The organism is Lysinibacillus sp. EB106-09-02-XG168 (assembly GCF_058791475.1).
In genome coordinates this window covers 2,159,966-2,183,196 of the sequence record NZ_JBYTDN010000003.1, presented here as the reverse complement: position 1 = coordinate 2,183,196, position 23,231 = coordinate 2,159,966, and the positions used below count along the sequence as shown (strand labels likewise).

Genomic DNA, 23,231 nt, shown 5'->3' with positions numbered 1-23,231 from the left:
ATGATAGTTTTACACTATCATAGGTTACACCGAAAAAACTACTTCGTTATTCCGAAAAAGCAATAGTGGTTTTCCGAAACAACTTTTTCGGTATTCCAAAATTACCAAAAATTATGGATAATATAGTAGTACTTAAGATTGAAATGGGGCATTATTATCATGCAAATAGTTGAGAGAAAACTATGAGAAAATGGACATATAGTATTTTCATAACCTACCTACTCATCGGTGTTTATGTGCTCGCAGTGGCAATGCGGATACCTTTAATTGATATTTCATTAGACACAAGTAGTGGACAACCTATCATAGATGAATTCATTTATCCCGATTGGGCACAGCAAAATAACATAGAAGAAGGTGATCTTCTACTAACAATCGATGGCAAGTCTGCAGAAAATGTTCGTTCTATCCAACTCGATTCTATCGTTAGAAGTGCAAAGGAACTAACGTTTATGAAGCCTAATGGGGATGTTCATACTGTTACAGTTAAGCATAAAGATATCCCGGAAGAATTATATTTCCAAATTATTTTTCCACTGTTTTATTTCGTCTTATCTTTTGGTGTCGCCATCTATTTATTGCTAAGAAATAAAGATAATCTGCTAACTATTCTACTAACATTATTTTTATTAACTTGTTCATTAGCTTATATAAGTACAGGTGCCTCAGTTAGAGGAAATTTAATTGGAATATTAGTAATATCTATTGGTATCGTTTTATGCATTGTACTTTTTATTCACTTTTTACAATTCTATTTCCGCTATCTACGTATAGAATGGCACTACATCGATACTAAGTGGCTTTATTTAATATTACTATTAATTCCTTGTAATGATTTAATTAATATTTTTTATTCTGACTTCGATACGATGGCATCATTAATTATCTTAGGATTGTTTGCTGTTCTAGTTCTCTACGCCATCTATATTTTACTAACGAGCTATTTACGAACTAAACTGGCAAAAATCCGTCTGATTACAATTGCATTTATTACGCCTTTCTTACCGTTTTTGCTGTTTTACGCTATACCTGAAATATTAGTTCAGAACTCTATTTTACATTTTCAAGTAGCTTCATTATTTTTATTGTTTATTCCTTTTTCTTTTATCTTCATACAAGTGAATGAACGTTTATTCGATATCGAATATCAATTATCACGTTTGCGTTATTATTCGACACTTGCCTTTTTTAGTACATTAATATTAACTGCAGGCATTACCTTAATGTTTATAAACAAATTATCGATTGTTGAAATTACAAGTGTCTTTATATTATTATTCCTAGTCATCATTGCTAGTTTCTATATTAAAGAGCAGCTTGATTTTAAATATCGAAAGATTATTTTTTCATCCACCGGCAATTATGTACATAATTTATATGCTGCCGTTAATCGTATGGGGAAAGCAAAAAACCAGCAAGAATTATTGGATCAATTCAAGTATGAAATAACAGAAAAGCTTGGTACTACAGCCTTTACAATTACAACAATAACGGAAAATACTCGTAATGAAGTTACTATGGGGAATCACCTACTATTACATGATACAGGTGAAGAAAAAATCATGTTACACATTAGACATGTATTACAAAAAGAGGAGCTTCTTTGGCTAGAGTTACTAACCCTCTATGTCTCTATGTTTATTGATAATTTAAAGCTTATTGAAGATTTAATTTATGAAATAAAGCTTATGAAGGATCACAATGATACACAGCTTCCTTGGCTCGACAAAATCTTGTGGAATATTATTGAAAAGGAGAAAAGTATTTTAGCTCAGGAATTACATGACACTATTTTGCAAGAGCAACTTCATTTAGCGAGAGAGTTAGATGTACTTACTAGCTCTCCTATTATTTATAAAGAAAAGGTATTAGATATTCGTGAGCAGTTGCTGAATGCATCGAAGGACTTACGTGAGTATTGTGAGAATTTAAGCCCTCCTTTGCTGGACACATTTGGGCTACAAATCGCCTTAAAAAAACTAATTCAAAAGGTGAAAATTAGAGCAGATTTTTTGTTAAAAACTCAAATAGAACGTGTCCAATTTGAAGATGTAACTTTACATTTAGTCGTCTATCGTCTTGTGCAAGAGCTCTTAAATAATGCCATTAAGCATGCTGAGGCAACTGAAGTATCACTAAGACTACAATCGATAAATCGTGGTTTCATCCTCCAATACGATGATAATGGTATTGGCTGTAATATTGAAAGTTTAATGCAATCTTCAAATTCTATGGGTATTAATGGTATTCGAGAACGAGTTCGCGCTTTTAATGGGGACATCACGATAACCTCCAATTTAAATGAAGGAATGCATATAGTTATTCAAATACAAGAGGACGTGGATTCAGATGATTAATATTCTTATTATAGATGACCATCCTGTCGTTTTAGATGGTACGAAAACATTATTACAGGATTTAACAAATGTCCATATAGAAACGGAACAAGATAGCTCCGCTGTTCTGTCGAGAATGGATGCTCAATCTTTTCAATTATTTTTGATTGATATTAATATGAAGCCAATCAATGGCATACAGCTTTCAGAAATGATTAAGAAAAAGCAACCAGAAGCTCTAATTTTACTCTATACAGGATATGAGCTTTGCGATTATTACGAACTACTGATTGAGAAGAAGGTCGATGGACTATTATCAAAGCTCGCCACGAAACAGCAAGTGATTCAAACCATTGAAGCCGCACTTAGGGGCGAGATCCTACTAGCAGCTGATTTTTTAGACTTTGTACAGCAGCGTACCAATCTTCCAAACGCACAGCAAGATGTTTTACTAAGTGACAAGGAACAAGAGATTTTACAGCTTGTCGCACAAGGATGTACAAATAAAGCAATTGCTTCAGCCATCGGGGTCACGCAACGCACTGTTGAAAATTATTTATCCAAGCTTTTTGTCAAACTAAACGTAGAATCTCGTGCAGAGGCGGTAATTGTCGCTAAAGAAAAAGAATGGTTAAAATAATGGGAATGTAAAATTTACATTACAAATTCGGAATATACTGGATAAATATTTGGAATTGTTATATAATGAGAACAATAATTACATTACTTCATCTTATCCGCTAAAATCATTGAAAATGTGATTTTTTTGCAAGCGATCGAAGCAATATGATTGTTTAATTTTTTTGGGAGGTTGTTCACATGACACAAGGTACAGTAAAATGGTTTAACGCAGAAAAAGGTTTTGGATTTATCGAGGTAGAAGGTGGAAATGATGTATTTGTACATTTCTCTGCTATTCAATCAGATGGCTTTAAAACTTTAGAAGAAGGCCAAAAAGTAGAGTTCGGCGTTGAAGAAGGTAACCGCGGACCTCAGGCTACTAATGTTGTAAAGCTTTAATTTATAGTTTTAACATGTAGATGCAAAATACAAGAGACATCCAAATTAATGGATGTCTCTTTTTTTACGGTTATTTAATTTGTACAGCTCCAGATTTTGAATGGTAGCATATAATATTCAAAGTTCCTATATAAAACGGATAAAACAAGAGCATCGCAAAAAGAATGAACCCTTGAGCTGGCCCTGGCATATTCCCCCGATAAGTGATTGGATACACATTCACAAATATAAACATAAAGAACGCTGTGTAAGGCATCCAAAAAATCGTTGTCCAATATACCAATCGACGATGCGCTATCCATTTATCTGTAAGCATGTATAGCGCAATAGTTGCTACAACAAAACCAACCGCATGCATAATATCGAAATATTGTCCTTCCCACCCGGTGAGTCTCACAATGCGATAATATTTACTTGCATTTCAAGAGAAATAAAGAATATTAACCCATATAACATACTCACTACATTCAATTTTAAAAAATAATTCATTCACAACATCCTTACGCGTAAGAATGTAAACCTGCTATAACTAAATTTACAAATACTTGATTGAACACGATAATTCCAAATCCAATAATCGCTAACCAAGCTGTCTTTTCCCCTTCCCAGCCTTTTGAAAGGCGGAAATGAAGGAAAGCGGCATAAAATAAAAATGTGATTAGTGCCCACACTTCCTTAGGGTCCCACCCCCAATACCTACTCCAAGCAATCTGTGCCCAAATCATGGCAAACAACAGACCCCCTAGTGCAAACAATGGGAAGCCTATAACAACTGCTCGATATGTAATTTCATCTATTAATACTGGCTGTACACGGTTTGTTAATGGCTTTAATAACACAATTAATCGTCTTCGCGTGATGAGTACAATCACTCCATATAAAATCGTTCCAACGATAAATGACCATACAATCGTATTCAATTTCTTCGCATCTAGCTTATTCGTAATCTGGAAAACACCAACCTGATCCCCACTAGCTGTTACTGCACCTTTATTAACAATCCATGGCGTCATCGTATATTCAGCTGTTTCTTTCTTTTCTAGCTTATTTTCAAATTGAACCTCGATTTTATCTCCTGCTAAGTTAAAGTAAGTTGCCACTCCAATAAAGCCAATCACGACAATTAAGCAATACATAACAAATTCCAAAGCAACTGTACTCATCGAAAATTTAGAAACATCTAATGTTCGTAACAAATAAATAATACCTGTTGCAAATGAGACCGATAAAACAGCACTTGAAAAGGCAACTGTCATAACATGAATCGTTAACCAATTACTTTGCAGCGATGGAACAAGTGGGGAAACTGTTTTTGTAAAAACGCTTCCATAACCGAGAATAATTAATGACACAGGGATAGTAAACAAACCTACAACGATTTGCTTATATAAAAAATGAATGATCAAATAACTACCAGTAAGCATAATGCCAAAGAACGTCATAAACTCATACATATTACTTACAGGTGCATGATCAACAGCAATCCACCTTAAAATGAAATAAACTAACTGTAAAGCAAATGCAATATATGTAAGTAAAAGCCCGATTTTCCCAAAAATCTTTCCTTTTGATTTCACGGCAAGTCCAATCGGTATAATGGCGATCAGAAGTAAAATAAATGCCACGAAAAATGAATTACTACTTAAACTTAATAATGTTTCGTTACTCAATATAACATCCTCCAAAGTATTTTTTGCTCATCTCCATAATGCGAGGTTGATTTTAGTTCCTACTGGGCGCTTTACCGCTGACGCTTCGCTTTCGCACAGAGCAAAGCTCCCTGAGAATTTCCAGCCTCCACTCCAACTTATATCAATGGTATTACCTTTCCCTCCCTGTTGTGATGACCCATTTTTTGAGGAAACTTTATTGTAGCTTCCAATAAAATCAACGTCATTCATCAAAGTAAGTGCCATCATTTCCCTTTAAATAGTTTTATTTTTTCAGAATTGTTACAATCCCGTGGCGCAAAGTAAAGAATAAATCTCTAAATGATGCCCTCATATCAAAAAAATAAACCATCTATAAAGGAAAATAGATGGCGAATTTCAAAAAGATGGAACGACTCTAACTACATCCTACTAAAATATGAAATAAAAGTTTATTTTTAAAAATTATTTCTATACTAAATCTTGAAGGACAAAATAAAAGAACTAAGCCCGGTGGAGTACCGAATTATCGCTTCGTCACCTCTCCTTTTCAGTCATACGAGCACGAAAATAACTTTTCATCGTTGCAACTCTCGTAGCAGAAACCTTATCGCGAGACATGCCTTGCTCCTATTTATATTTCACATAAATAATTTCTGGATCTCCTTCATCTAAATTTTCAATACACCCACTTTTTATAAAGCCTGCCGTTTCAAATACCTTATGCATACTAGTATTGGATTGGTTAGTAGAAGAAAAGATTTTTGGAGTTGCTGCCATTTCTACATAAAAAGCTAGTAACGCTGTGGCAATGCCCATTCTTCTCTCAGAGGGCTTCACAATAACTAATGAGATGAAGCAGTTTTCAAAAAAGTCATTCGTAAAAATAAGAAAACCACCAATCCCTTTTTCAGTTTGTTGAATGATACAACGTTTTCCGTTAATGGCTGTACGCAAATATTCGCTTCTTGAATAATCTCCAATTACTTCTTGATCAATCGCACATATTTCATCGAGATGCTCCATACGTGCTTCCAGCAAATGTGTCATTTTGTTCACCTCATTCTTTAGATACGAGAAGATTTTTGTGCAAAATTAAGTTGGTTCATCAATGTTTTTCTAATCAAGCATTTAGCTGTTAGTTTTACTTATGTAATAACTCATCACTTTAATCTCAGCCCTAAATCCTTTTGCCATCTTCCCTTCATCGACAAATCCGCATTTTTTATAAAGTGACTGTGCAGCAGTATTCGGTAGATTAACCCCTAACACAAGCTCATTAATAGTTGGAAAATGGTTTAAAACAAAGTCCGGCAAAAGCTGTAATGCCGCTTTCGCATAGCCTTTCCCCTGTTCATAAAAGTCTGTTGAAAAGGCGCGGATTAAAATAGCCTGTTCATTTGAGGAATATGGCGTAACGCCTTCTTTTTCATGTAACACAAAGAATGTCACAAGCTTATCTTCATCTAAAACAAGAACGGCATGACGATTTTTATCCTGCTTTACTAGTTCAATACTCTCTTTCGGAGACATCGTATAGCGAAGCTGCTCCTCTGTAATCGTATATCGTTCAATTAAGAAATCATCTTTTTTTTCATAAAATTTTAATCTCATCAAAGATCCCCTTTCATCTTAAATTGCCATTCTACCTAGGCGTAATTGTAACTGTCACATTACTATTGATACACAAAACATTCGCCGCTTACGAATCAAAAGCATACATTTCATATCGTTTACTCCTATTTTAAAAATAGAAAATATAATATAATCTAACATAATTTAGAAAAAACACTATAGAGAAGGTGTGCATATTGAAACTATTAGAAAGAGCTCAAAAACGAAAAGAAACTGTCATGCTCATTTTAGAAGAATTGAAGCTGCTAGAGAAATGGAATACTATTGGACAAGCTTATGTGGTCGGCGCTACAGCATATGATTTGCTAGTGGATCAAGATATCGATCTCGAAACATTTTGTGTACATCCAAATGCAGCAGAAGCTATGGCGATATTAACTGATTTAACAAGCAATCCAAAAGTTTTAGAATTAAAGTATCGTAATTATTTGAAAACACCATTTAATGGTATCTATTTTAAAATACAATATGAGCAAATGCCATCAGAAATTTGGACTATTGATATGTGGCTGTTTTCTGAAACACGAGATGGCCCTCTATCAAGAGATTTAGTAACGTTAATGAACGATTCCTTAACAAATGAAAGTCGGAAATATATTTTAGCTATTAAAGAAGAACTTCTTAAGAAATCCCTAGTGCTTCCTTCAATTTATGTGTATGAAGCAGTGTTAGACTACGATATTCAATGCACAGAGGAATTTCTTACTTGGATGGAACAACAAGATGTAGACATTCAGACAAATTGGCGCCCTTCAAAATAATAAATAAAATCAAGCGTTTCCTTAAACATTTTTAAAACAATCACCATAACGTCTAGGTGATTTCCGTTCCGACTGGGCGCTTTCCTTGGGGCACCCAGTCGGAACGGAAATCAGCATAGATAAATTACATATTTTTTAGTAAATTTCATCCTATTTAATTATTACAAGCTACTCACTTTCCCAGCAGGAAGCATTGCTCTGCTATGAAAGTAAAACAATAGGAGCACTCGAGTTTTCATCAACAACAATTAGTAAAGTGGGCATACATTATAATATCAACAAATATCATTCTTCCAGTCACAGAAAACCTTTCATTTCCATATTCAACAGACTTGAACAAAAACATCATTCCCACTAATAACCAAAAATGCTACTATAAAGTTATCAATACATAAGGAGTTGAGTGAATGAGTGCGAAAAGTGCAGTAGATGTTTTGTTTAAACAACAAATAATCCAAGTGTTGTAAACTCTAACTGCAGCTCTTGAACATGGGAGAAAACAAATGGAAAACTATTTTAAAGAATTTCTTACAGGGCAAGCTATTACATTACAGCAAATGACTTCTTCCGACCTAGAAGCATTTGTAAAAATTGAGAGTGAACTGAAGGCGTTGTTATTGGCTAATGACGACATTCCCTTTCCAAATACATTTGAGGATCATTCTTCATTCTTTCAAAGTATTAGTGGAAAAAAAGAAGAGTTTTTCTTCGGTATATTCGAAAAGTCGTCAAATGAGCTTATCGGTTCCTGTGCTGTCTATGGAATCAACTGGAAGAACAGTACTTGCTCTGTAGGCATTTCAATTGGAGAACAATGGCATGGTAAAGGCCTTGGAACGGATGCAATGAAAACACTTATTCACTTTATTTTTAATTATATTCCCATTAATAAAATCAAGCTTCAGGTTTTCAGCTTCAATAAAGGAGCTATTCGTTCTTATGAAAAGTGTGGCTTTACAAAAGAAGGTATTTTACGAAATGAACTTTTCCGTTTCGGTCAATTTCATGATGTAGTTTTATTTGGCCTTTTACGAGAAGAATGGAATCAAATAGAATAAGCTTTTTTCTTCGTGTAGAAATATTTCAGCATTCTCGATAAACCAACGAGCTACAATTTTTTTTCGATAAATTGTAGCTCGTTGGTAAAACAAATTACCATCAACAGTTGAGTGATGATCATACGTGTTCTTCACTATAATTGTTCGTAGCATGTAAAGCTCCTCACATCAAAGAAAAAATATTCTTCCATTTCATTCTTAAAAAGTGTTGTTTATACGTTCAATTCCCCTACAAAAGACATTTAATCTCCCATCGCCTTCCTAGATGCCATCTGGTCTAATTATGCCAATACGAAAAGGATGGCCCAATAGTAATCATTTCCATTTCATAACTTAGAATATGATGTAACCACCAAGGTGATGAACACTTTCTTACCTGAACATGCTGAATAAGACTGAACATTATTTTTGTATAAAGTGTTCAAAGTCATCTGATGGTTATATATGTTTTTAAAAAAATAAAAGGAAGTGACTTTGATGACTTGGCAATATGGTTCTTTTCCTAATGATATAGGCCCATGTCAACAAGAAGGGTCCACAACTTGTGTTGGTGATATGTATTTTGAATGTAGAAATGGTCAATGGAGACCTACCTCCGAATATTGTCAAAGTGATAATACACCAACATGGTCACAATATCGTTATGGTCCACAGCTATCACCACAATATCGTTCTATCGAAGATATGGGACCATGTCAACAAGAAGGGTCCACCGCTTGTATTGGTGATATAAGGTATTATTGTAGAAATGGTCGTTGGAAACCTACCTACCAATATTGTCAAAGTGATAATACACCAACATGGCCACAATATCGTTATGGCCCACAGCTATCGCCACAATATCGTTCTATCGAAGATATGGGACCATGTCATCAAGAAGGGTCCACAACTTGTATTGGTGATATGAGGTATTATTGTAGAAATGGTCGTTGGAAACCTACCTACCAGTATTGTCCGAGTGATATGTATCCCTATGATTAAATATTTATACTTTATTTATAGAGTATAGGGAACGCAAGGGTGTTTTCTCTACTAACTCACATAAACTTCAACTACACCCACCCCATTAGTTAAACAAGAAACTGGAATAGCTAAATGAAATCAATTCGTAAAAACATCGATTCAATTCTTGAACGAGCTTGTATGTCCCGTACACAACAGGTTGACGTATCCTCTGTTTTCGGAAGTTGAATATTTCTGAAACACTGTAATATCAACGTTCTCACAACTTCACTTTTTATTGATTTGCAAGATTTTATACATTGTTGATTTACCAGGCAAGGGGGCTGCCAGTAGACAGCTCCTTCTCTTTTTCTTCCCAAACTCTTTGAACATCACTTAACACGAAATGCTGAAATGTAAGTTGATAAACATCAGGCATTGAAAGTCTGTTCCAAAATGAGTAATCATATTGTGCATCAAAATATTGCATCATTAAAACCATTATATTGCCGTGTGTACCAATCACTATATTGTCATTTGGATGTGCAAGAATAATTTTTTTCAACGTAGTAATAGCTCTTTCCTGGGCGGCTTCATTTGATTCTCCACCTTCGAATGCGAAATTTGGATAACTCCATACTTGTTGCATGGCAGTGTCAAAATCAATTATATTTCCATTAGATAGTGTTCTTTCTTTCAAAGAATCTACCTTACTTATTTCTAACTTATGCCCTTGTGCTATGCCTTCCACCGTCTGTACGGCTCTTTTATATGGACTTGAATATATAGCATGGATTATTTTATTGGTAAATAATCTAGTAACACGATCCCGATCCTCCAATCCTTTATCAGAAAGCGGACGATTGTACTCATCAACTGTATAGTGAGAATGCGCGTGTCTTACAAAGTATAATACCGTCATAATTGTTTCCTCTATTTTTCTTCAGATTTTGCCTTCTTTTCTTTCACATAATTATATATATCTACCTTCCATATATCATCCTCTTTTAGTAAAGAAAATATCTTACGGTAGTGCGAGCTTCCGAAAATTATATCCAATTGTACAACTGCTATACTTTCTGTGCTTGTTTCTTTATCCAATGAAATACTATCGTAGTATCTGTACATTAAATAATTTTGTATATCCTCATCTAATAAATAATCTATATACTCTGCTATAAAGGTTTCTTTATCTGGAAGTTCATTGTTGTTGTAGGTAATTGCATATAATTTATCGAACTTATTTTCAAATATTAAATTCATCATAATTAACACCATTTCCTCTGGTGTAAAAGTCTTTATACTATTCATATTCCCATTGCTTAAAAATTCATCATATAAAACTCTTTTTTCCTCTGGCAATTCCTCTAAATATGTAAAATCATAATCCCTATCAATAATAGGAGGGGTCGGTTTAAATTCTCCTTCATGTTGAACGGAATGGTTAGTAACTATCGTTGATTTTGGAGACTCTTCTGTTTTTGTTTTCACTTCTGAACACGAAATTAACATTAAATAAGAAACGATCATAACACTTAATAATAGTGACCTTACCTTCAACATTGTATCCCCCCTATTATTCAATAGATTTAAAACCCACATTTCCACCATTCAATATATTTCGAAAATTCTCAACATTTTCATCCAAAGTAAAATCCCTTCAATTACAAACAACAAAGAAGTTTATTTGATAAATTGTGACAAGATATGAAGCCTATGAAATTTTCAGTCTATGACACCAAATATTTTTATAGTAAAAAAGATGCAAATCTATTAAACATCACCCTGTCCCTTTTCTAAAATCTAGCCAAAAAAAAACCCTAATATTTTAGCATGAAGGGTAATAAAATATATGAATAATACAATAAAAGTAATTTTAGTAGTCTAAAATATCCATTGTTACTGTTTTTAAATTTACTGCCCAATTTAAGAATAAACATTTTTTTCTATGACTAAATTACGAATTTCTCAACCTATACACAATGTGACATATTTTTCATTTTAGGTGAGATACAATGAAAAAGTTGAATCGAGGTCAATGTATTTCAAGAATATATGGAGAAAAAATAATAGGGGGAAAAGATTTTGGTTAATTATTTAACGCATAAACAATTCTTGAAGATGGAGATTGAAATTAAAAGAAAAATTATGTATAGCAAGGCAATGGATTTAGGTTTCACCCATCCAAGTGTAGTAGATTGTAGCCAAGAATTAGATGTCCTACTAAATAAATATTCAAAAGCGATCAATAAAGCTAGCTAAAACTATTTTCGATGAGTCGTCTAGTTTTACCCTGTATTAGTTTTTGGTTATAAAACCTATTGCTGTTGTTAAGATACGTATAAATAACATAGAAATGGGCTATCTTCTTTATGACAGGAAAAAGGAGGCCAAATAATGCAGGTATTTATTTTATCACTGGTCGCTTCAAGCTTTTTACTACAGCAACCTCAAGATTCAGTAGAAAACACAACACCGGTTCTTTGCATACCTTCTAGAACTACATCTTATAAATACCCAAATAATCAATATCAAGCATTTCGTACTGAGAATGATTTTTATCATATATTAAATAGGACAATCTATGAGGAATATAACAATGCTACCTTGAACATTCGTCAAAGAATAGCCTTTAAGGACGTATCGAAGGCTGAGGAAACATTTAATCTAAAAACAAATTTTATACGTAAAAAGACAGACCTCTCTCAACATACTTTTATTCATCCCAATCGACAAGTATATTTTTTAGCATCCTTTAAGCAATTGGATCAGGAGACTTATCATAAATACCTGGTCATTGACGCTGAGACACAAACTATCCTTTTAGGAAACAGTAATTACCAAAGTAATACCATTAAATAATTGTATTTCGTTTGTTGTTTAATTTATTGTATGCTTGAAAATTGATTAATAGTAGCAAATTCAAAGAAAAAATTAACATTTCTAAGCGAATCCCGAAATTACCATTTATTCCATAGCTGTTATAGCTCGACTCTTGGGAGTGATTCCCCCTAGAGTCGAGCTAAATTATTTTATAGGATTCATTTAATAGTTAAAGCTTTTTGCTGTATTTCTTGCTTTATTTCCTCAATAAACTGCTGTAATGTTTTTTCAATTAATGCTTGCTCACCATATTTACGAACAGTAACATGTTGAGTATCCATTTCTTGATCACCGATCACTACAATATAAGGTATTTTTTTCATTTGTGCTTCTCGAATTTTTTTACCTAGCTTTTCTTGTCGATCGTCAATGCTTACACGGATTTGTACATTTTTTAAAGCATCCACAACTTGCTGTACATATGCTCGATGCTTATCTGCCACCCCAATAACTTTTACTTGTTGAGGTGCAAGCCACGTTGGGAACGCCCCTCCAAAATGCTCAATCAGTATGCCTAAGAAACGATCAATTGAACCGAATACCGCTCGATGAATAACAACAGGTCTTACTTTTTCATTCTGTTCATTGACATATGTTAAGTCGAATTTCTCAGGTAGTTGAAAATCGAGCTGCACTGTTGCACATTGATGACTGCGATGAATGGCATCTTTAATATGAATATCAATTTTTGGTCCATAAAACGCTCCGTCACCTTCATTTATTGTAAAAGGGAAGCCTAGATTCGTTAGTACGTTTTCTAACGCCGCTTCGGCTTGGTTCCAAAGTTCAAGTTCGCCCATATAATCAGAGGGACGTGTTGATAATTCAATATCGTATTGGAAGCCAAAAACCTGGTAAACCTCATCAATAATTTTTAGTGCAAGCGCAATTTCATCTTCAATTTGCTGTGGCGTAACAAAAATATGTGCATCATCCTGGCAAAAAGTACGAACTCGTAAAAGGCCATTTAATGCGCCACTAAATTCATGTCGATGAACTTGACCAAATTCAGCCATACGAATCGGTAAATCTCTATATGAATGGTAATCATTTTTAAAAATCAGCATATGTCCAGGGCAATTCATAGGTTTTAATGCAAAGCTTTGGTCGTCTACATGAGTAAAGTACATATTTTCTTTATAGTGATCCCAATGCCCTGACTTTTCCCATAAACGCTGGTTCATCATCGATGGTGTCCGTACTTCTTGGTAATCAAATTTTGCTTGTAATTGACGTAAATAAGACTCTAATTCATTGCGTATAATTTGACCATTTGCTAAATAAAACGGCATCCCTGGTGCTTCCTCTGAAAACATAAATAACTCTAGTTCTTTTCCTAGCTTTCGGTGATTGCGCTTCTCCGCCTCTTCTAGGAAAACAAAATGTTCCTCAAGCTCTTTTTTTGAGGCAAACGCTACACCATATATACGCTGAAGCATTTGATTATTACTATCTCCGCGCCAGTAAGCACCTGACACATTCATTAATTTAAAGTGTTGTAATTTCCCTGTGGAAGGTACATGAGGTCCACGACAAAGATCATAAAAATCGCCTTGCTCATAAACCGTCACCACTTCATGCTCAGGTATATCCTGTAATAATTCTAGCTTTAGCGCATCATGAGTAAATAGCTGTTGTGCCTCTGCTCTCGTTACTTCTTTGCGCTGTATTTGTATATTTTCTTGAACAATTTGTTTCATCATTTTTTCAATTTGTTGTAAATCACTAGGCGCAAAGGAATGCGCAATGTCGATATCATAGTAAAACCCATTTTCTATAACTGGTCCGACCCCAAATTGAGCATCAGGGTATAAACGCTTAATTGCTTGTGCTAATAAATGGGCTGTTGAATGACGAATCACCTGAATTCCTTCTTTTGTGCTAGCATCGTACAGGGAAATTTGTGAATCCTCCAAAATCGGGCGCGTCAAATCAATGATGGTTCCGTTCACACTCCCTACGATTGCCTTTTTACGTAAAGCGGGACTAATCGCTTGTGCAATGTCGGTTAATGTAACACCTTTTGAAAATACTTGTTGTTTACCATCTGGAAATTGAATGTTAATAACTTGATTTGACATGTTTTCTACTCCTTTATTTTAAAAATGAAAAAAACACATGCTCGCGCCCCATAAAGGGACGAGCATGTGTTGATTACCCGTGGTTCCACCCAAATTCCCACTAGATGCTCTAGTGGCTCATTGTTATGCAGTAACGTTGCAAATACGGTGCAAGTTTCCAAGCACTGCTCAAAGGTAGTAAGTTTCGCTAGCTGCATTAGGAAGCTTTCAGCCCTTGCCTCCCTCTCTGTAAATCGCTTATCAAAACTCGTGTCCTTCTCATCGCCAATTTCATTGTTTTGTGAAATTGTTACTTACTATAACGAATGTTTCATTACTTGTCAATAATTGAAAATTTTTCTCAAAACAATTTCGACTCTAATTCAACTTGAATATTCTGGCAAAAATATGTATCAAAACGCTGCTGATCACTTCGACCATATAATCCCTTATGCTGAGTTTTATCCATTTTTCACTTCTAAAGTGTCTTTGTAAGACTGCCACTGAATATGAATAATTGGGGCAGCATCCTTTTTAAAAATTTTCGTACTTTCTTTTTTTGTTAAGATAAACTGTTTATCGGTATTTACTCGAACATCATTGAAAGTTATTGATTCTTTTGAACCTTCTATCGTTATTTGTAAATCACCTAAGTCTTTCTCTTCTCCAAGATAGAAAATTCGTAAGCCCTCTTCCGTATTACTATGATATACAGCCTTCCAATGCTCACTTTTCGATATAAAATGTACCTCTTCTTGTTGATTCGTACTACAAGCAGCTAACACAAATATCATCAAAATTAGGAAACATAACTTTTTCATTAAATATTAATTTTCCTCCCCTAGAAAGTTTTCTACTTCAATCTACCCTTCTTGAAAACTGTTACTCAGCTTTAATAGTGATGATCCGTGTAAACCCTCCTTATGTCATAAATTGTGTAAACCAAGCAATATATTTTGCCCCAGGAATAAATATAAGCTGTGCTAAACATGTACCTAGTAGCCTTGAACCCATCATCATCACAGACGCTTGTTTCAGACTTAAATAACTACCTCTTTGATTAATAACATCGTCTGCAAGAACGGAAATTTTAGGGTCAATAAATATAATTAGTAACATCGTTGCTACCCCATTAATAAGTCCTGATGCCATCACAGCAGTTGTATTTCTTTCTGGAACTAATAAAGATGCGTAAAGTGCAGACAGGACACCAATTGTATAAATGGCGGTTATCACGATATTCACAATAAATAATTTAAGGGGTATATCACGCCAGTTAATTCCCTTTAAGTATGAAAAGCTTGGCAAATGGATATGTTTTATTCCACGTTTAAAATACTCTATACTAAAACCTTTCTTGAATAATGCTGGAATAGAACCTTTTTCCTCAGATAAATGAATAATGGCTCTTGAAAATATCGCTATAAAAGTCGGCAATAGTAGAATGCCTACTAAAGTACCTATTGAAGCGGCTCCAATAAGCACTCGGAATTGCTGCTCCACAAACGCTAATGTATTTTCTTTCGGTGCTGTATCAGCCAAACTTCCGGTAAAAGGCTGCTGCATCATATTTGCCAACCTTGACACCATAACCATCACATTGAACAAAGATAGTGCAGAGGCTAGTAATTTCACACGTGCACCTGATAATCGAACTGCATACGCAAGTGTTTCTATCGAATGGATGATGAGAATAAATAAAGCAATCATGATCAATTTATTTGTTAAAATATCCAAAGTCTTGTACCTTCTTTTCGATTATTGATTAGACATCTTTTGACCCAAGGTTGAACTCATATCGTAATGAATACAACCGAGACACTCCCTCCCTTTAATATTCTACGAAATTCACTTTAATAAGTTCCGTTATTTCCCACCAAATAGAAAAGCTATTCATCAGGCTTTTCCTCCTAACGAATAGCTTACTCTGTATTTATTGATTTACTGCGAAGTCATTATTCCAGCTAGTTGAATCAGATAGCTGATAGGTCACCATATTAGCAGTAACAGCAAGAATCACACCTGCTCTAGACTTATCAGTAGAAATTGGGTCTTCTAATACTAACACAACATATCCCTCTCCCCGTCCCAGATGATCAATATCATTTGTAGCTATTTCGAAGGTTGTATAGGTTGTCTCATTTGCAGCACGGAGTAATCGTTGCTCCTGATAGACCCCATTTTCCTTTAAATTATAGCAAACAGGCATCCATCCTTGTGACCAATCAATACTGCCTATTATTTCTTTATTACGTTGTGCTAGTTTACCAATTGAAAATGTAAAATATATTTTCATAATAGCTTGACCTAATTCATTAACCCCTTCAGAAACAGCTGTTACATCTAACTTGACATCCACCTTCGAGTGCTTCTGAATAACCACTAAAGTCACAGTAAAAATACAGATAACAAGTACTATACTAACGATTAAAAATCCCATTTAGTCCCTCCCGACACCGTAATAGCTATTACTATCAGATTACCATGTTTTAGGAGTCGCAGTATTTTTTCACCAAACAATCTTATGAAATGACATAGGCATAAAGGATAAGACAAATAACGAGTATATCCAGACTTAGCCATTGGTGAAGACAAAAAATCAGTGGGTAAGAAAACCCCACTGATGATAGTTTCACTTTTTTGCTTGTAACTCGGCCGTTAAAGTAAATGGTATTTTTAAATACTTGTACTTAATCGTTATTTTTTTAATAGAAGGCGCTTCAACCTTTACTGCATAATGCTGAGGCTGCTTTCCAATGGCCTGACGATCTATGTATTGACTCGGAAAAATGGTTATTTGCTTTAATTTATGATAGGTAATATTCGCATTACCAACCAATTTTGTCTCCGCTTCAAATGGTTCAGACTTACTCACGGCAAGCTCGGCACTTTCAGGTACTTTATCATTGACGAAAATTTGTTGAAGCTCTATCTCATGCAGTCCTTTATTTTCTATTTCTAAGATTCTTATAGTTGAATCATCTACAGGATTCGTATAACTGTTCATGACGAGTGGCGGATTGCTTTTTAAATAAATGATGAAGGCAGCCCCCACTACTAGAACACTAAACAATAAAACAAATAATAATTTTTTCATGTCATTCCTCACTTTCTTGCTACCTATCAAGTATAGCGAGAAATCGTAGGTGATGAAACCTTGAATAATAGAATCAGGATTTTTCTTCATCTCCACCTAACTTCTTTAAACCAACTAAAAACAACCTGACTCATTATAAGCCAGATTGCTTTTCTAATCGTATTTCATCACGTATTGGAATTCCATCATTGCCGATTAAAGGAATTTCAGGTTTATATGCTCTTGCTTGTTCGACCGCGTTTTGTATAATTTCAACTAAGTGATAACCTCTTTTTTGATAAAATTTTAATGCGTGTAAATTATCATTTGTCGTTATTAGAGTAATTATTGTACAGCCTTGTTCGAAAGCAATTTCTTCAACCGCTTGTACTAGCAATGAACCTATCCCTCTTCCTTCTACAATACTATCAAGGGAAATAATTTCACATTCTTCCTCTCGCATGATATACGTTACAAGACCTAAAATCATGTTGTTTTCATCTACATAGACGAACCCCTCTAATTTACTACAGTCATAAATCCCACTGGAAATGACCATTTCTGTACTTCCCCAATGTTATTTAAAAAACTGCCGCACATTATTTTGTGGTACTTGCTGAATAGGAATTATTGTCATTTTTTATTCTCCTAAATTGATATATTGAGCATACTAGTAATAGCTTTTTGAACACCTAAAAATACTGCCCACGAAACAATGCCTAGTCCAATGGCAAAAACGATATGGATCGATGATTTCATCGCCAAATAAATAACAAACAGCATCACCATTGTTGCCGGTAAACCAACGATCACGCCAACCGTAAATCGCTGAATATGCTCACTCGATTCACTTTGCACAGTAAGCCAAATGATGCTTAAAATACTGACAAGTGGCAACGCTGCGATAATGCCACCATAGCTAGGAAACCTTCTAGCAATCTCTGTCACAATACCAATAACGGCTGCCGAGCATAAAATTTTTACAAAAGTGTACATTATTTAGCCACCTCGCTTAATAAACTAAATGCCTCTAAGATCTTTCGTTGCTCTTCTTCCGTAAGCTGGTTTAGTGCAAATTGCAGTTTCTTCTCATCTAATTCTGTGTTTTTCTTTAAAACAAGAAGCCCTTCAGTTGTTAAATGAATATGTACTTTACGCTGATCATCGATGTCCCGTTCCTTTTTCACCCAGCCGTTACGCTCCAGCTTTTTGATATGCTCAGACGCTGTATTATGAGAAATATTCAGTAACTCTGCAATATCACGCACTGTTACTTCAACTTCCTTTTGAATCATCTGTAAAATACGCACGCTCTGATGCGAAATTGAATCTTCATGTTTTGTGTGTAGATGGTAGAAAATCGTTGTAAAATAATTGTTTATATCTTTAATCATTAAACTTACCCCTTTATTATATCAATACGAACGATTATATCGTAAAGTACGATATAATAAAAGAGAATTACTCCCATATTCAAAAGTTGGAATTTTCAAACTTTTTAACACTCGAATAATTCGGTATCCATTTAAAGGAAATTCAACATAAGGAAGTTTTCCACATGCTAAATAAATGGGCTGTCCATTGGCAGCCCATTTACTAGTTTTATCGAGATCCTAAAATCAAAGAATTTTCACAAATACACCCTTATGAAATTAATTCTATCTCATCTTCCTACGCAAAATTTGAAAGAACAAAAACACCACCACAATGCGAGATCGGGTAAAATTCTAATTGGCATATTCCTTTTAACAAGGAACTTATCTCCTCATGGACAAAGTAAATTTCATCATCATCCCAATAGCCAATACTTTCTTCACGGCATTTTTCAAGGTCCACTCTTGTATGAAACGCAATATCGCCGATAAAAATTTTGCCTTCATGTGTTAGATGTTGCAATAATTCTATAATGTATTGCACCTTCATTTCATCGGTAAAATGATGCAATGCATAGGTGCTAATAATGGCGTCATATTTTTGATGAAGAAGTGCTGTTGGCAGCCCTTTTGACAAGTCCCACTCCATTAAGTTTGCATTAGGCATTTTTTCTTTTGCAATTTCGATCATTTTTGAGGAAAAATCGAATCCATTGATCATATGCCCATTGTCATATAGCTTTGCCGTTAACACCCCAGTCCCAAATCCAATGTCTAATACAGTGGACTTTGGAATATGCATGACCTCATTAAAAATCGTATTTAATACTTCTTTATATCCTGCAAATGGATATTGATTGCTTTCTTCACTTAGCTGAACCGTTTTATCGTAACCATCAGCCCATAAATTAAATCCTTGTTGACTTAGCATAATAGTCCTCCTAGGTTTCAATAGGTTAAGAATTCGGAAGGTCTATTCGCACTAAACATCCCATGTTAGTTACTAACAATCCCTCTCCATACATATAAATTTTCATGACCTATAACCTGTTTCATAAAAATTCCCCCTTTCAAATTCAAGCTCATCCTCTTATCGTGTAGGGTGTTTTCTTTTCCGACGGGCCACTTTTTTTGTAGGCGTGCCATACACACGACATACTTCTTTCAAAATGTCATCCATAACTATTAGCAATGAACTAACATTAAACTATTATACCATTTTTTCTCATTAAATAAATTAAATTTTCTAACTTTATATAATTCCAAAAAAATGTTATAATAACGGTAGTCTCTTTTCAAGGAGGAATCGAAATGAACGCATTCTTTTGTAATGCTTGCTCTAGACCAAACACTTTACAGGTCAAAGAGGTCTAGAAAAGTTAACGCAATTAACATAAATTGAATGATCTCTTTAGGCCAGTAACCCTTATTAAAAGCCTACTATTTTAGGAGTGAATTCAAATGGAAAAACAAACAATTCAGCCGTTCTTAACGGTCGCAAACTATCATTTACTTGAGCAACAAATGAATAAAATTATACAAACACTTGCAACAACAAAGGATAAAAACATTATCTTAGCCGTACATGGTATTGTTGAAAGCGAAATTACAGCAAAATTAGCGCTATCCACTGCGGAAACAGAGCTAATTGAACAGCTTTTTAATGTGACAGATCGCGCTCATGGCGAAGCGTATTTAGAGCGCTTAAAACCATATGTCATCCCATTCAAAGCAGTCACTGCAAGCACGCTGAAGAGCCTATTTAAAAAGGAAAAAAAGCTCAAGCTACCGAAGCTTGAAGAAATGGACTTTCAGCAGATTTGTTATTTAGCTTGGGATGATCCCGGTACACATCGAAAATATGTCGTATTGGAACAAGATGAACAGCTAAAAGCGATTAAAGGAACTTTCTCTAACAATACAATTAAAGGAATATGTGCACTATGTAACCGCCATTCTGAAGTTGGCCTATTTACAACGTCTGTAAAAGGGCAAGTCGTTGGAACGTTCACGAATTATAGTAATTACATTTGCGCAGATAGCCAAACATGCAATCGACATGTAACGGATATAGAAAAAACAAAAGAGTTTTTCGAACGTGTCACTCAATAACGTAAAACTTTAATCAGTGGGGTATTTTTCATCCCCACTGCTGCATTTTATTTTTCACATCAAGCTTTATGTACAGTTTTTTAGAGATTAAAAAGCCTTCTCCATTACGGAGAAGGCTTTTTGGATAGTCATTATTAATATCTAAGCTGATTTTTATCTACTTTTATAATCGACGATGCAATAATGACAAAGCCAAGCATTAAAATAAAGATTAAATCGAGTAAACCTGTATGCATAGACACAGTAAATACTGTAATGGTAAATGCATAGGCGACAGCATGGAAACTTCGAATGCCCTCCTGCTTCACTTTATTATAAATAAGCGAAATTAAAGCACCGTATAAAAAGAAGCCTATTGCTACTAATAAATAGCCTCCATCTAAAAATAATTGGCCGATAAAGGTTGGAGTAGTCGTGCGGTTTTCACGTGTAATGTTCTTCCCCTTCTCCACACTCACGGAATTGACAACTTCAGTTACCTTCATACGAGGTGAAGTTTGCTCACCAGGTAATACCGTACTAAAGATCCCTTTATGAACTTCCCCGTTTAAATACCCGTTCTCCTGTGTATACTCAATAATTGTACTTAACACAATATGCCCTGTTACACTTTCTTCATTTAGCGCACGGACCCATAGTGGTGTCTGGTTTACCTTTTGCTCTGCCGTTAACAGCTGCTCTCTCGCCTCTTCCGTTAGCTCCACATCCGGCTGATCTCGGCGATTGAATTCTAATGACCGGTCCTCCGTTAACACACGAATAAAACTAAACATTGAGAATGCTACACCAATAACTAAAAGCGTTGTTAAAAACCAAGATAGTTTCACACGTTTTACTACGTAGTGGATAATGATGAGCCCTGTGAATAGCATAATAATTAATGGTGTTCGATAAGCTACTAACACAAATAAAAACATAACTACTGCATAGATAGCACCGTAGATGAACGCTTTTTTCCACGTCATACGCTTTTCCAAAATCATTTTATAGGATAGTAGCAACAAAGCTCCAAACCATAGTAATTGACTAAAGAAGTTCAGCTTCGGATTCAGATTTCGGCGATTTGACTCATCCGTAATACCAAGGCCGCTTCCAAAAACCATCATTATGTAGGCACTTAAACCAAGTAATGTGAGAAACACAATAAAATGAATCACATATTTCCCTAAAAACGACAGGCCAAATGAAGGGATTGTCCATTTCTGCTTGTCTATAACGTAAACACCTATGTAATAGCAAATAACCGCTAAAATCACTGCTGGCCAAATGGATACATGTATATTGAACTGTTCAAACCTATGCCAATCAAACATGCTTGTAAAGAAATATAGCAGTAAAATAAATGGTAAAAAGAAATACGGCGAAAATGTATCGATTTTATTTAATTTTCTGAAAAAATGTTTCATATCCTAAGATGCTCCCCTCCCAAACTTTATATCAATTTCCAAATATGTAAAATAAAAATAGTATATCATATTAACAGATAATACGATATATACTTTCCCTATTTTAGTTAGTTATAATTGTAGCGTCCGTTGTCCCATTTAACGTTATATCCTCGCCGCACTAAACTGCCTCATTAGCTCAATAAGAAAGTTGCTTTGCCAATCCTAAACTAATAAAAAACCATAACTCAAAAGAAATTATTATCGGTCCCAAACAATTAGTATTATTCAGAAGCGGACCAGACACGATACTAGAACATCTAAAAAGTAAAATAGTGAGCTAAAAATCAAAGTTGATACGAATTGATCGAGGGAAAGTTAGAAGATACGGATTTTTGTTTTTCTCATAAAAAGTATGTGATCCTATGCTGTCAATCGCGTTACACAGACAATTCAAAAGTATACTTCAACGTGCCTTATATGAAACTAACTATATTTATGAATGACCATATACTAGTAAAAGCAATAGCTGAACAATTAGGCAACAAACAGATAATGGTTCATACATACATGTATTGAGAGAAATGGAAGATAAAAATATTGACTAATTCGACCATGCTGCAAAAATGGGGCTAATCTTTAACAGAAAGCCCCTAAACCTTTATTTATCAAGACAACCACTTCGGCGGTGTGTTTTTCTGCCAGAGTTCAAATGAATTTATATTGTGTAGTTTCCTATAGATAGATTGTTATAGTATCAATGTTTCATAGCGTACAACACTTTTTGATTTTAATATTATTGTATATTTTTATATCTCTTTTAGGGTACATCTGGGGTACTAAACATTTTTATGTACATTCATACCTGCGCCAAGTACATCATATTCACTATTGTTTACGCTGCATTGCTTTAATCAATTGTTCTTTCATCTTCTACATTC

At 34.6% G+C, this 23,231-nt stretch carries 24 protein-coding genes and 1 pseudogene; 9 read left to right on the top strand and 16 right to left on the bottom strand.

The features are described from left to right. Positions 1–182: 182 nt before the first annotated feature. The 3 genes from AC3WSO_RS11535 (at position 183) to AC3WSO_RS11525 (ending at position 3,356) form a co-directional block, all read left to right on the top strand. On the top strand, positions 183–2,357 hold the full coding sequence (locus tag AC3WSO_RS11535; protein WP_492530890.1) for an ATP-binding protein: 2,175 nt from the start codon (positions 183–185) through the stop codon (positions 2,355–2,357). Next, the gene (locus AC3WSO_RS11530) at positions 2,350–2,976 is read left to right on the top strand and encodes a response regulator transcription factor (RefSeq protein WP_492530888.1); all 627 of its coding nucleotides are present in this window, start codon (positions 2,350–2,352) and stop codon (positions 2,974–2,976) included. The genes AC3WSO_RS11535 and AC3WSO_RS11530 overlap by 8 nt, the downstream gene beginning before the upstream one ends. Positions 2,977–3,155: 179 nt before the next feature. Next, positions 3,156–3,356, top strand: coding sequence for a cold-shock protein (locus tag AC3WSO_RS11525; RefSeq protein ID WP_053592785.1), 201 nt, complete (start codon positions 3,156–3,158; stop codon positions 3,354–3,356). Positions 3,357–3,856: 500 nt separating this feature from the next. On the opposite strand, the gene ccsB is transcribed toward AC3WSO_RS11525, so the two are convergent. The 3 genes from ccsB to AC3WSO_RS11510 form a co-directional block, all read right to left on the bottom strand. Continuing rightward, a complete protein-coding gene (gene ccsB, locus AC3WSO_RS11520) occupies positions 3,857–5,026 on the bottom strand; it encodes a c-type cytochrome biogenesis protein CcsB (RefSeq protein ID WP_492530886.1) in 1,170 nt (389 codons plus the stop codon). A gap of 609 nt (positions 5,027–5,635) precedes the next feature. After that, complete coding sequence (locus tag AC3WSO_RS11515; RefSeq protein ID WP_492530884.1) at positions 5,636–6,055, bottom strand: GNAT family N-acetyltransferase; 420 nt, start codon at positions 6,053–6,055, stop codon at positions 5,636–5,638. 81 nt (positions 6,056–6,136) lie between these two features. Next, positions 6,137–6,619 carry a GNAT family N-acetyltransferase gene (locus AC3WSO_RS11510; RefSeq protein WP_492530882.1) on the bottom strand — a complete coding sequence of 161 codons (483 nt, stop codon included), beginning with the start codon at positions 6,617–6,619 and terminating at the stop codon, positions 6,137–6,139. Positions 6,620–6,816: 197 nt separating this feature from the next. On the opposite strand from AC3WSO_RS11510, the gene AC3WSO_RS11505 reads away from it, so the two are divergent. Beyond that, positions 6,817–7,401: a hypothetical protein gene (locus tag AC3WSO_RS11505; protein WP_492530880.1), complete on the top strand. Its 585-nt coding sequence runs from the start codon at positions 6,817–6,819 to the stop codon at positions 7,399–7,401. Between the two features lie 503 nt (positions 7,402–7,904). Next, positions 7,905–8,459 (top strand): GNAT family N-acetyltransferase, encoded by a 555-nt coding sequence (locus tag AC3WSO_RS11500; RefSeq protein WP_492530878.1) that lies wholly within the window; start codon positions 7,905–7,907, stop codon positions 8,457–8,459. Here the strand turns inward: AC3WSO_RS11500 and AC3WSO_RS11495 are convergent. Then, the gene (locus AC3WSO_RS11495) at positions 8,430–8,612 is read right to left on the bottom strand and encodes a hypothetical protein (protein ID WP_492530877.1); all 183 of its coding nucleotides are present in this window, start codon (positions 8,610–8,612) and stop codon (positions 8,430–8,432) included. The two genes, AC3WSO_RS11500 and AC3WSO_RS11495, sit on opposite strands and share 30 nt — an antisense overlap. Positions 8,613–8,936: 324 nt before the next feature. On the opposite strand from AC3WSO_RS11495, the gene AC3WSO_RS11490 reads away from it, so the two are divergent. After that, positions 8,937–9,440, top strand: coding sequence for a hypothetical protein (locus AC3WSO_RS11490; protein WP_492530875.1), 504 nt, complete (start codon positions 8,937–8,939; stop codon positions 9,438–9,440). A 289-nt stretch (positions 9,441–9,729) separates the two neighbouring features. Here the strand turns inward: AC3WSO_RS11490 and AC3WSO_RS11485 are convergent, their stop codons facing one another. Together AC3WSO_RS11485 and AC3WSO_RS11480 are read right to left on the bottom strand one after the other, a co-directional pair. Beyond that, positions 9,730–10,323 carry a histidine phosphatase family protein gene (locus tag AC3WSO_RS11485; RefSeq protein ID WP_492530872.1) on the bottom strand — a complete coding sequence of 198 codons (594 nt, stop codon included), beginning with the start codon at positions 10,321–10,323 and terminating at the stop codon, positions 9,730–9,732. Between the two features lie 11 nt (positions 10,324–10,334). Further along, the gene (locus AC3WSO_RS11480) at positions 10,335–10,964 is read right to left on the bottom strand and encodes a hypothetical protein (RefSeq protein ID WP_492530870.1); all 630 of its coding nucleotides are present in this window, start codon (positions 10,962–10,964) and stop codon (positions 10,335–10,337) included. 522 nt (positions 10,965–11,486) lie between these two features. Between AC3WSO_RS11480 and AC3WSO_RS11475 the strand changes: the two genes are divergently transcribed. Next, positions 11,487–11,663, top strand: a complete 177-nt coding sequence (locus tag AC3WSO_RS11475) for a Spo0E family sporulation regulatory protein-aspartic acid phosphatase (RefSeq protein WP_492530868.1) — start codon at positions 11,487–11,489, stop codon at positions 11,661–11,663. Between the two features lie 135 nt (positions 11,664–11,798). Beyond that, complete coding sequence (locus AC3WSO_RS11470) at positions 11,799–12,263, top strand: hypothetical protein (RefSeq protein ID WP_349659971.1); 465 nt, start codon at positions 11,799–11,801, stop codon at positions 12,261–12,263. A gap of 179 nt (positions 12,264–12,442) precedes the next feature. Here the strand turns inward: AC3WSO_RS11470 and thrS are convergent, their stop codons facing one another. From thrS to AC3WSO_RS11425, 9 genes and pseudogenes are all read right to left on the bottom strand, one after another. Next, entirely contained in the window at positions 12,443–14,365 is a 1,923-nt protein-coding gene (gene thrS, locus AC3WSO_RS11465; protein ID WP_492530866.1) for a threonine--tRNA ligase, read from the bottom strand. A 440-nt stretch (positions 14,366–14,805) separates the two neighbouring features. Beyond that, complete coding sequence (locus AC3WSO_RS11460) at positions 14,806–15,165, bottom strand: hypothetical protein (protein ID WP_492530864.1); 360 nt, start codon at positions 15,163–15,165, stop codon at positions 14,806–14,808. Between the two features lie 100 nt (positions 15,166–15,265). Further along, positions 15,266–16,054, bottom strand: a complete 789-nt coding sequence (locus AC3WSO_RS11455) for a lipid II flippase Amj family protein (protein WP_492534328.1) — start codon at positions 16,052–16,054, stop codon at positions 15,266–15,268. Between the two features lie 223 nt (positions 16,055–16,277). Further along, positions 16,278–16,784 (bottom strand): hypothetical protein, encoded by a 507-nt coding sequence (locus AC3WSO_RS11450; protein WP_492530862.1) that lies wholly within the window; start codon positions 16,782–16,784, stop codon positions 16,278–16,280. Between the two features lie 192 nt (positions 16,785–16,976). Next, positions 16,977–17,441, bottom strand: a complete 465-nt coding sequence (locus tag AC3WSO_RS11445) for a hypothetical protein (RefSeq protein WP_492530860.1) — start codon at positions 17,439–17,441, stop codon at positions 16,977–16,979. Positions 17,442–17,574: 133 nt separating this feature from the next. Then, positions 17,575–18,057, bottom strand: a pseudogene (locus tag AC3WSO_RS11440) (GNAT family N-acetyltransferase). Between the two features lie 11 nt (positions 18,058–18,068). Further along, positions 18,069–18,416 (bottom strand): DUF3147 family protein, encoded by a 348-nt coding sequence (locus AC3WSO_RS11435; RefSeq protein ID WP_492530858.1) that lies wholly within the window; start codon positions 18,414–18,416, stop codon positions 18,069–18,071. After that, entirely contained in the window at positions 18,416–18,814 is a 399-nt protein-coding gene (locus tag AC3WSO_RS11430) for a MarR family winged helix-turn-helix transcriptional regulator (protein WP_492530857.1), read from the bottom strand. Before AC3WSO_RS11430 ends, AC3WSO_RS11435 begins: the two co-directional genes overlap by 1 nt. 277 nt (positions 18,815–19,091) lie before the next feature. Continuing rightward, positions 19,092–19,724 (bottom strand): class I SAM-dependent methyltransferase, encoded by a 633-nt coding sequence (locus tag AC3WSO_RS11425; protein ID WP_492530854.1) that lies wholly within the window; start codon positions 19,722–19,724, stop codon positions 19,092–19,094. 530 nt (positions 19,725–20,254) lie between these two features. Here AC3WSO_RS11425 and AC3WSO_RS11420 point away from each other — a divergent pair. Continuing rightward, entirely contained in the window at positions 20,255–20,905 is a 651-nt protein-coding gene (locus AC3WSO_RS11420; protein WP_492530852.1) for a FusB/FusC family EF-G-binding protein, read from the top strand. Positions 20,906–21,039: 134 nt separating this feature from the next. On the opposite strand, the gene AC3WSO_RS11415 is transcribed toward AC3WSO_RS11420, so the two are convergent. After that, positions 21,040–22,311, bottom strand: coding sequence for an oligosaccharide repeat unit polymerase (locus tag AC3WSO_RS11415; RefSeq protein WP_492530850.1), 1,272 nt, complete (start codon positions 22,309–22,311; stop codon positions 21,040–21,042). Positions 22,312–23,231 lie beyond the last annotated feature (920 nt).

Bases quoted from the DNA above. Each gene is read 5' to 3' on its own strand.
- AC3WSO_RS11435 (WP_492530858.1), bottom strand. From the start codon at position 18,416: ATGTACACTTTTGTAAAAATTTTATGCTCGGCAGCCGTTATTGGTATT.
- AC3WSO_RS11425 (WP_492530854.1), bottom strand. From the start codon at position 19,724: ATGCTAAGTCAACAAGGATTTAATTTATGGGCTGATGGTTACGATAAA.
- AC3WSO_RS11500 (WP_492530878.1), top strand. From the start codon at position 7,905: ATGGAAAACTATTTTAAAGAATTTCTTACAGGGCAAGCTATTACATTA.
- AC3WSO_RS11460 (WP_492530864.1), bottom strand. From the start codon at position 15,165: ATGAAAAAGTTATGTTTCCTAATTTTGATGATATTTGTGTTAGCTGCT.
- AC3WSO_RS11515 (WP_492530884.1), bottom strand. From the start codon at position 6,055: ATGACACATTTGCTGGAAGCACGTATGGAGCATCTCGATGAAATATGT.
- AC3WSO_RS11485 (WP_492530872.1), bottom strand. From the start codon at position 10,323: ATGACGGTATTATACTTTGTAAGACACGCGCATTCTCACTATACAGTT.
- AC3WSO_RS11510 (WP_492530882.1), bottom strand. From the start codon at position 6,619: ATGAGATTAAAATTTTATGAAAAAAAAGATGATTTCTTAATTGAACGA.
- AC3WSO_RS11445 (WP_492530860.1), bottom strand. From the start codon at position 17,441: ATGAAAAAATTATTATTTGTTTTATTGTTTAGTGTTCTAGTAGTGGGG.
- AC3WSO_RS11490 (WP_492530875.1), top strand. From the start codon at position 8,937: ATGACTTGGCAATATGGTTCTTTTCCTAATGATATAGGCCCATGTCAA.
- AC3WSO_RS11480 (WP_492530870.1), bottom strand. From the start codon at position 10,964: ATGTTGAAGGTAAGGTCACTATTATTAAGTGTTATGATCGTTTCTTAT.
- AC3WSO_RS11495 (WP_492530877.1), bottom strand. From the start codon at position 8,612: ATGCTACGAACAATTATAGTGAAGAACACGTATGATCATCACTCAACT.
- AC3WSO_RS11430 (WP_492530857.1), bottom strand. From the start codon at position 18,814: ATGATTAAAGATATAAACAATTATTTTACAACGATTTTCTACCATCTA.
- AC3WSO_RS11525 (WP_053592785.1), top strand. From the start codon at position 3,156: ATGACACAAGGTACAGTAAAATGGTTTAACGCAGAAAAAGGTTTTGGA.
- AC3WSO_RS11415 (WP_492530850.1), bottom strand. From the start codon at position 22,311: ATGAAACATTTTTTCAGAAAATTAAATAAAATCGATACATTTTCGCCG.
- AC3WSO_RS11470 (WP_349659971.1), top strand. From the start codon at position 11,799: ATGCAGGTATTTATTTTATCACTGGTCGCTTCAAGCTTTTTACTACAG.
- thrS (WP_492530866.1), bottom strand. From the start codon at position 14,365: ATGTCAAATCAAGTTATTAACATTCAATTTCCAGATGGTAAACAACAA.
- AC3WSO_RS11455 (WP_492534328.1), bottom strand. From the start codon at position 16,054: ATGATTGCTTTATTTATTCTCATCATCCATTCGATAGAAACACTTGCG.
- AC3WSO_RS11450 (WP_492530862.1), bottom strand. From the start codon at position 16,784: ATGGGATTTTTAATCGTTAGTATAGTACTTGTTATCTGTATTTTTACT.
- AC3WSO_RS11530 (WP_492530888.1), top strand. From the start codon at position 2,350: ATGATTAATATTCTTATTATAGATGACCATCCTGTCGTTTTAGATGGT.
- AC3WSO_RS11535 (WP_492530890.1), top strand. From the start codon at position 183: ATGAGAAAATGGACATATAGTATTTTCATAACCTACCTACTCATCGGT.
- AC3WSO_RS11420 (WP_492530852.1), top strand. From the start codon at position 20,255: ATGGAAAAACAAACAATTCAGCCGTTCTTAACGGTCGCAAACTATCAT.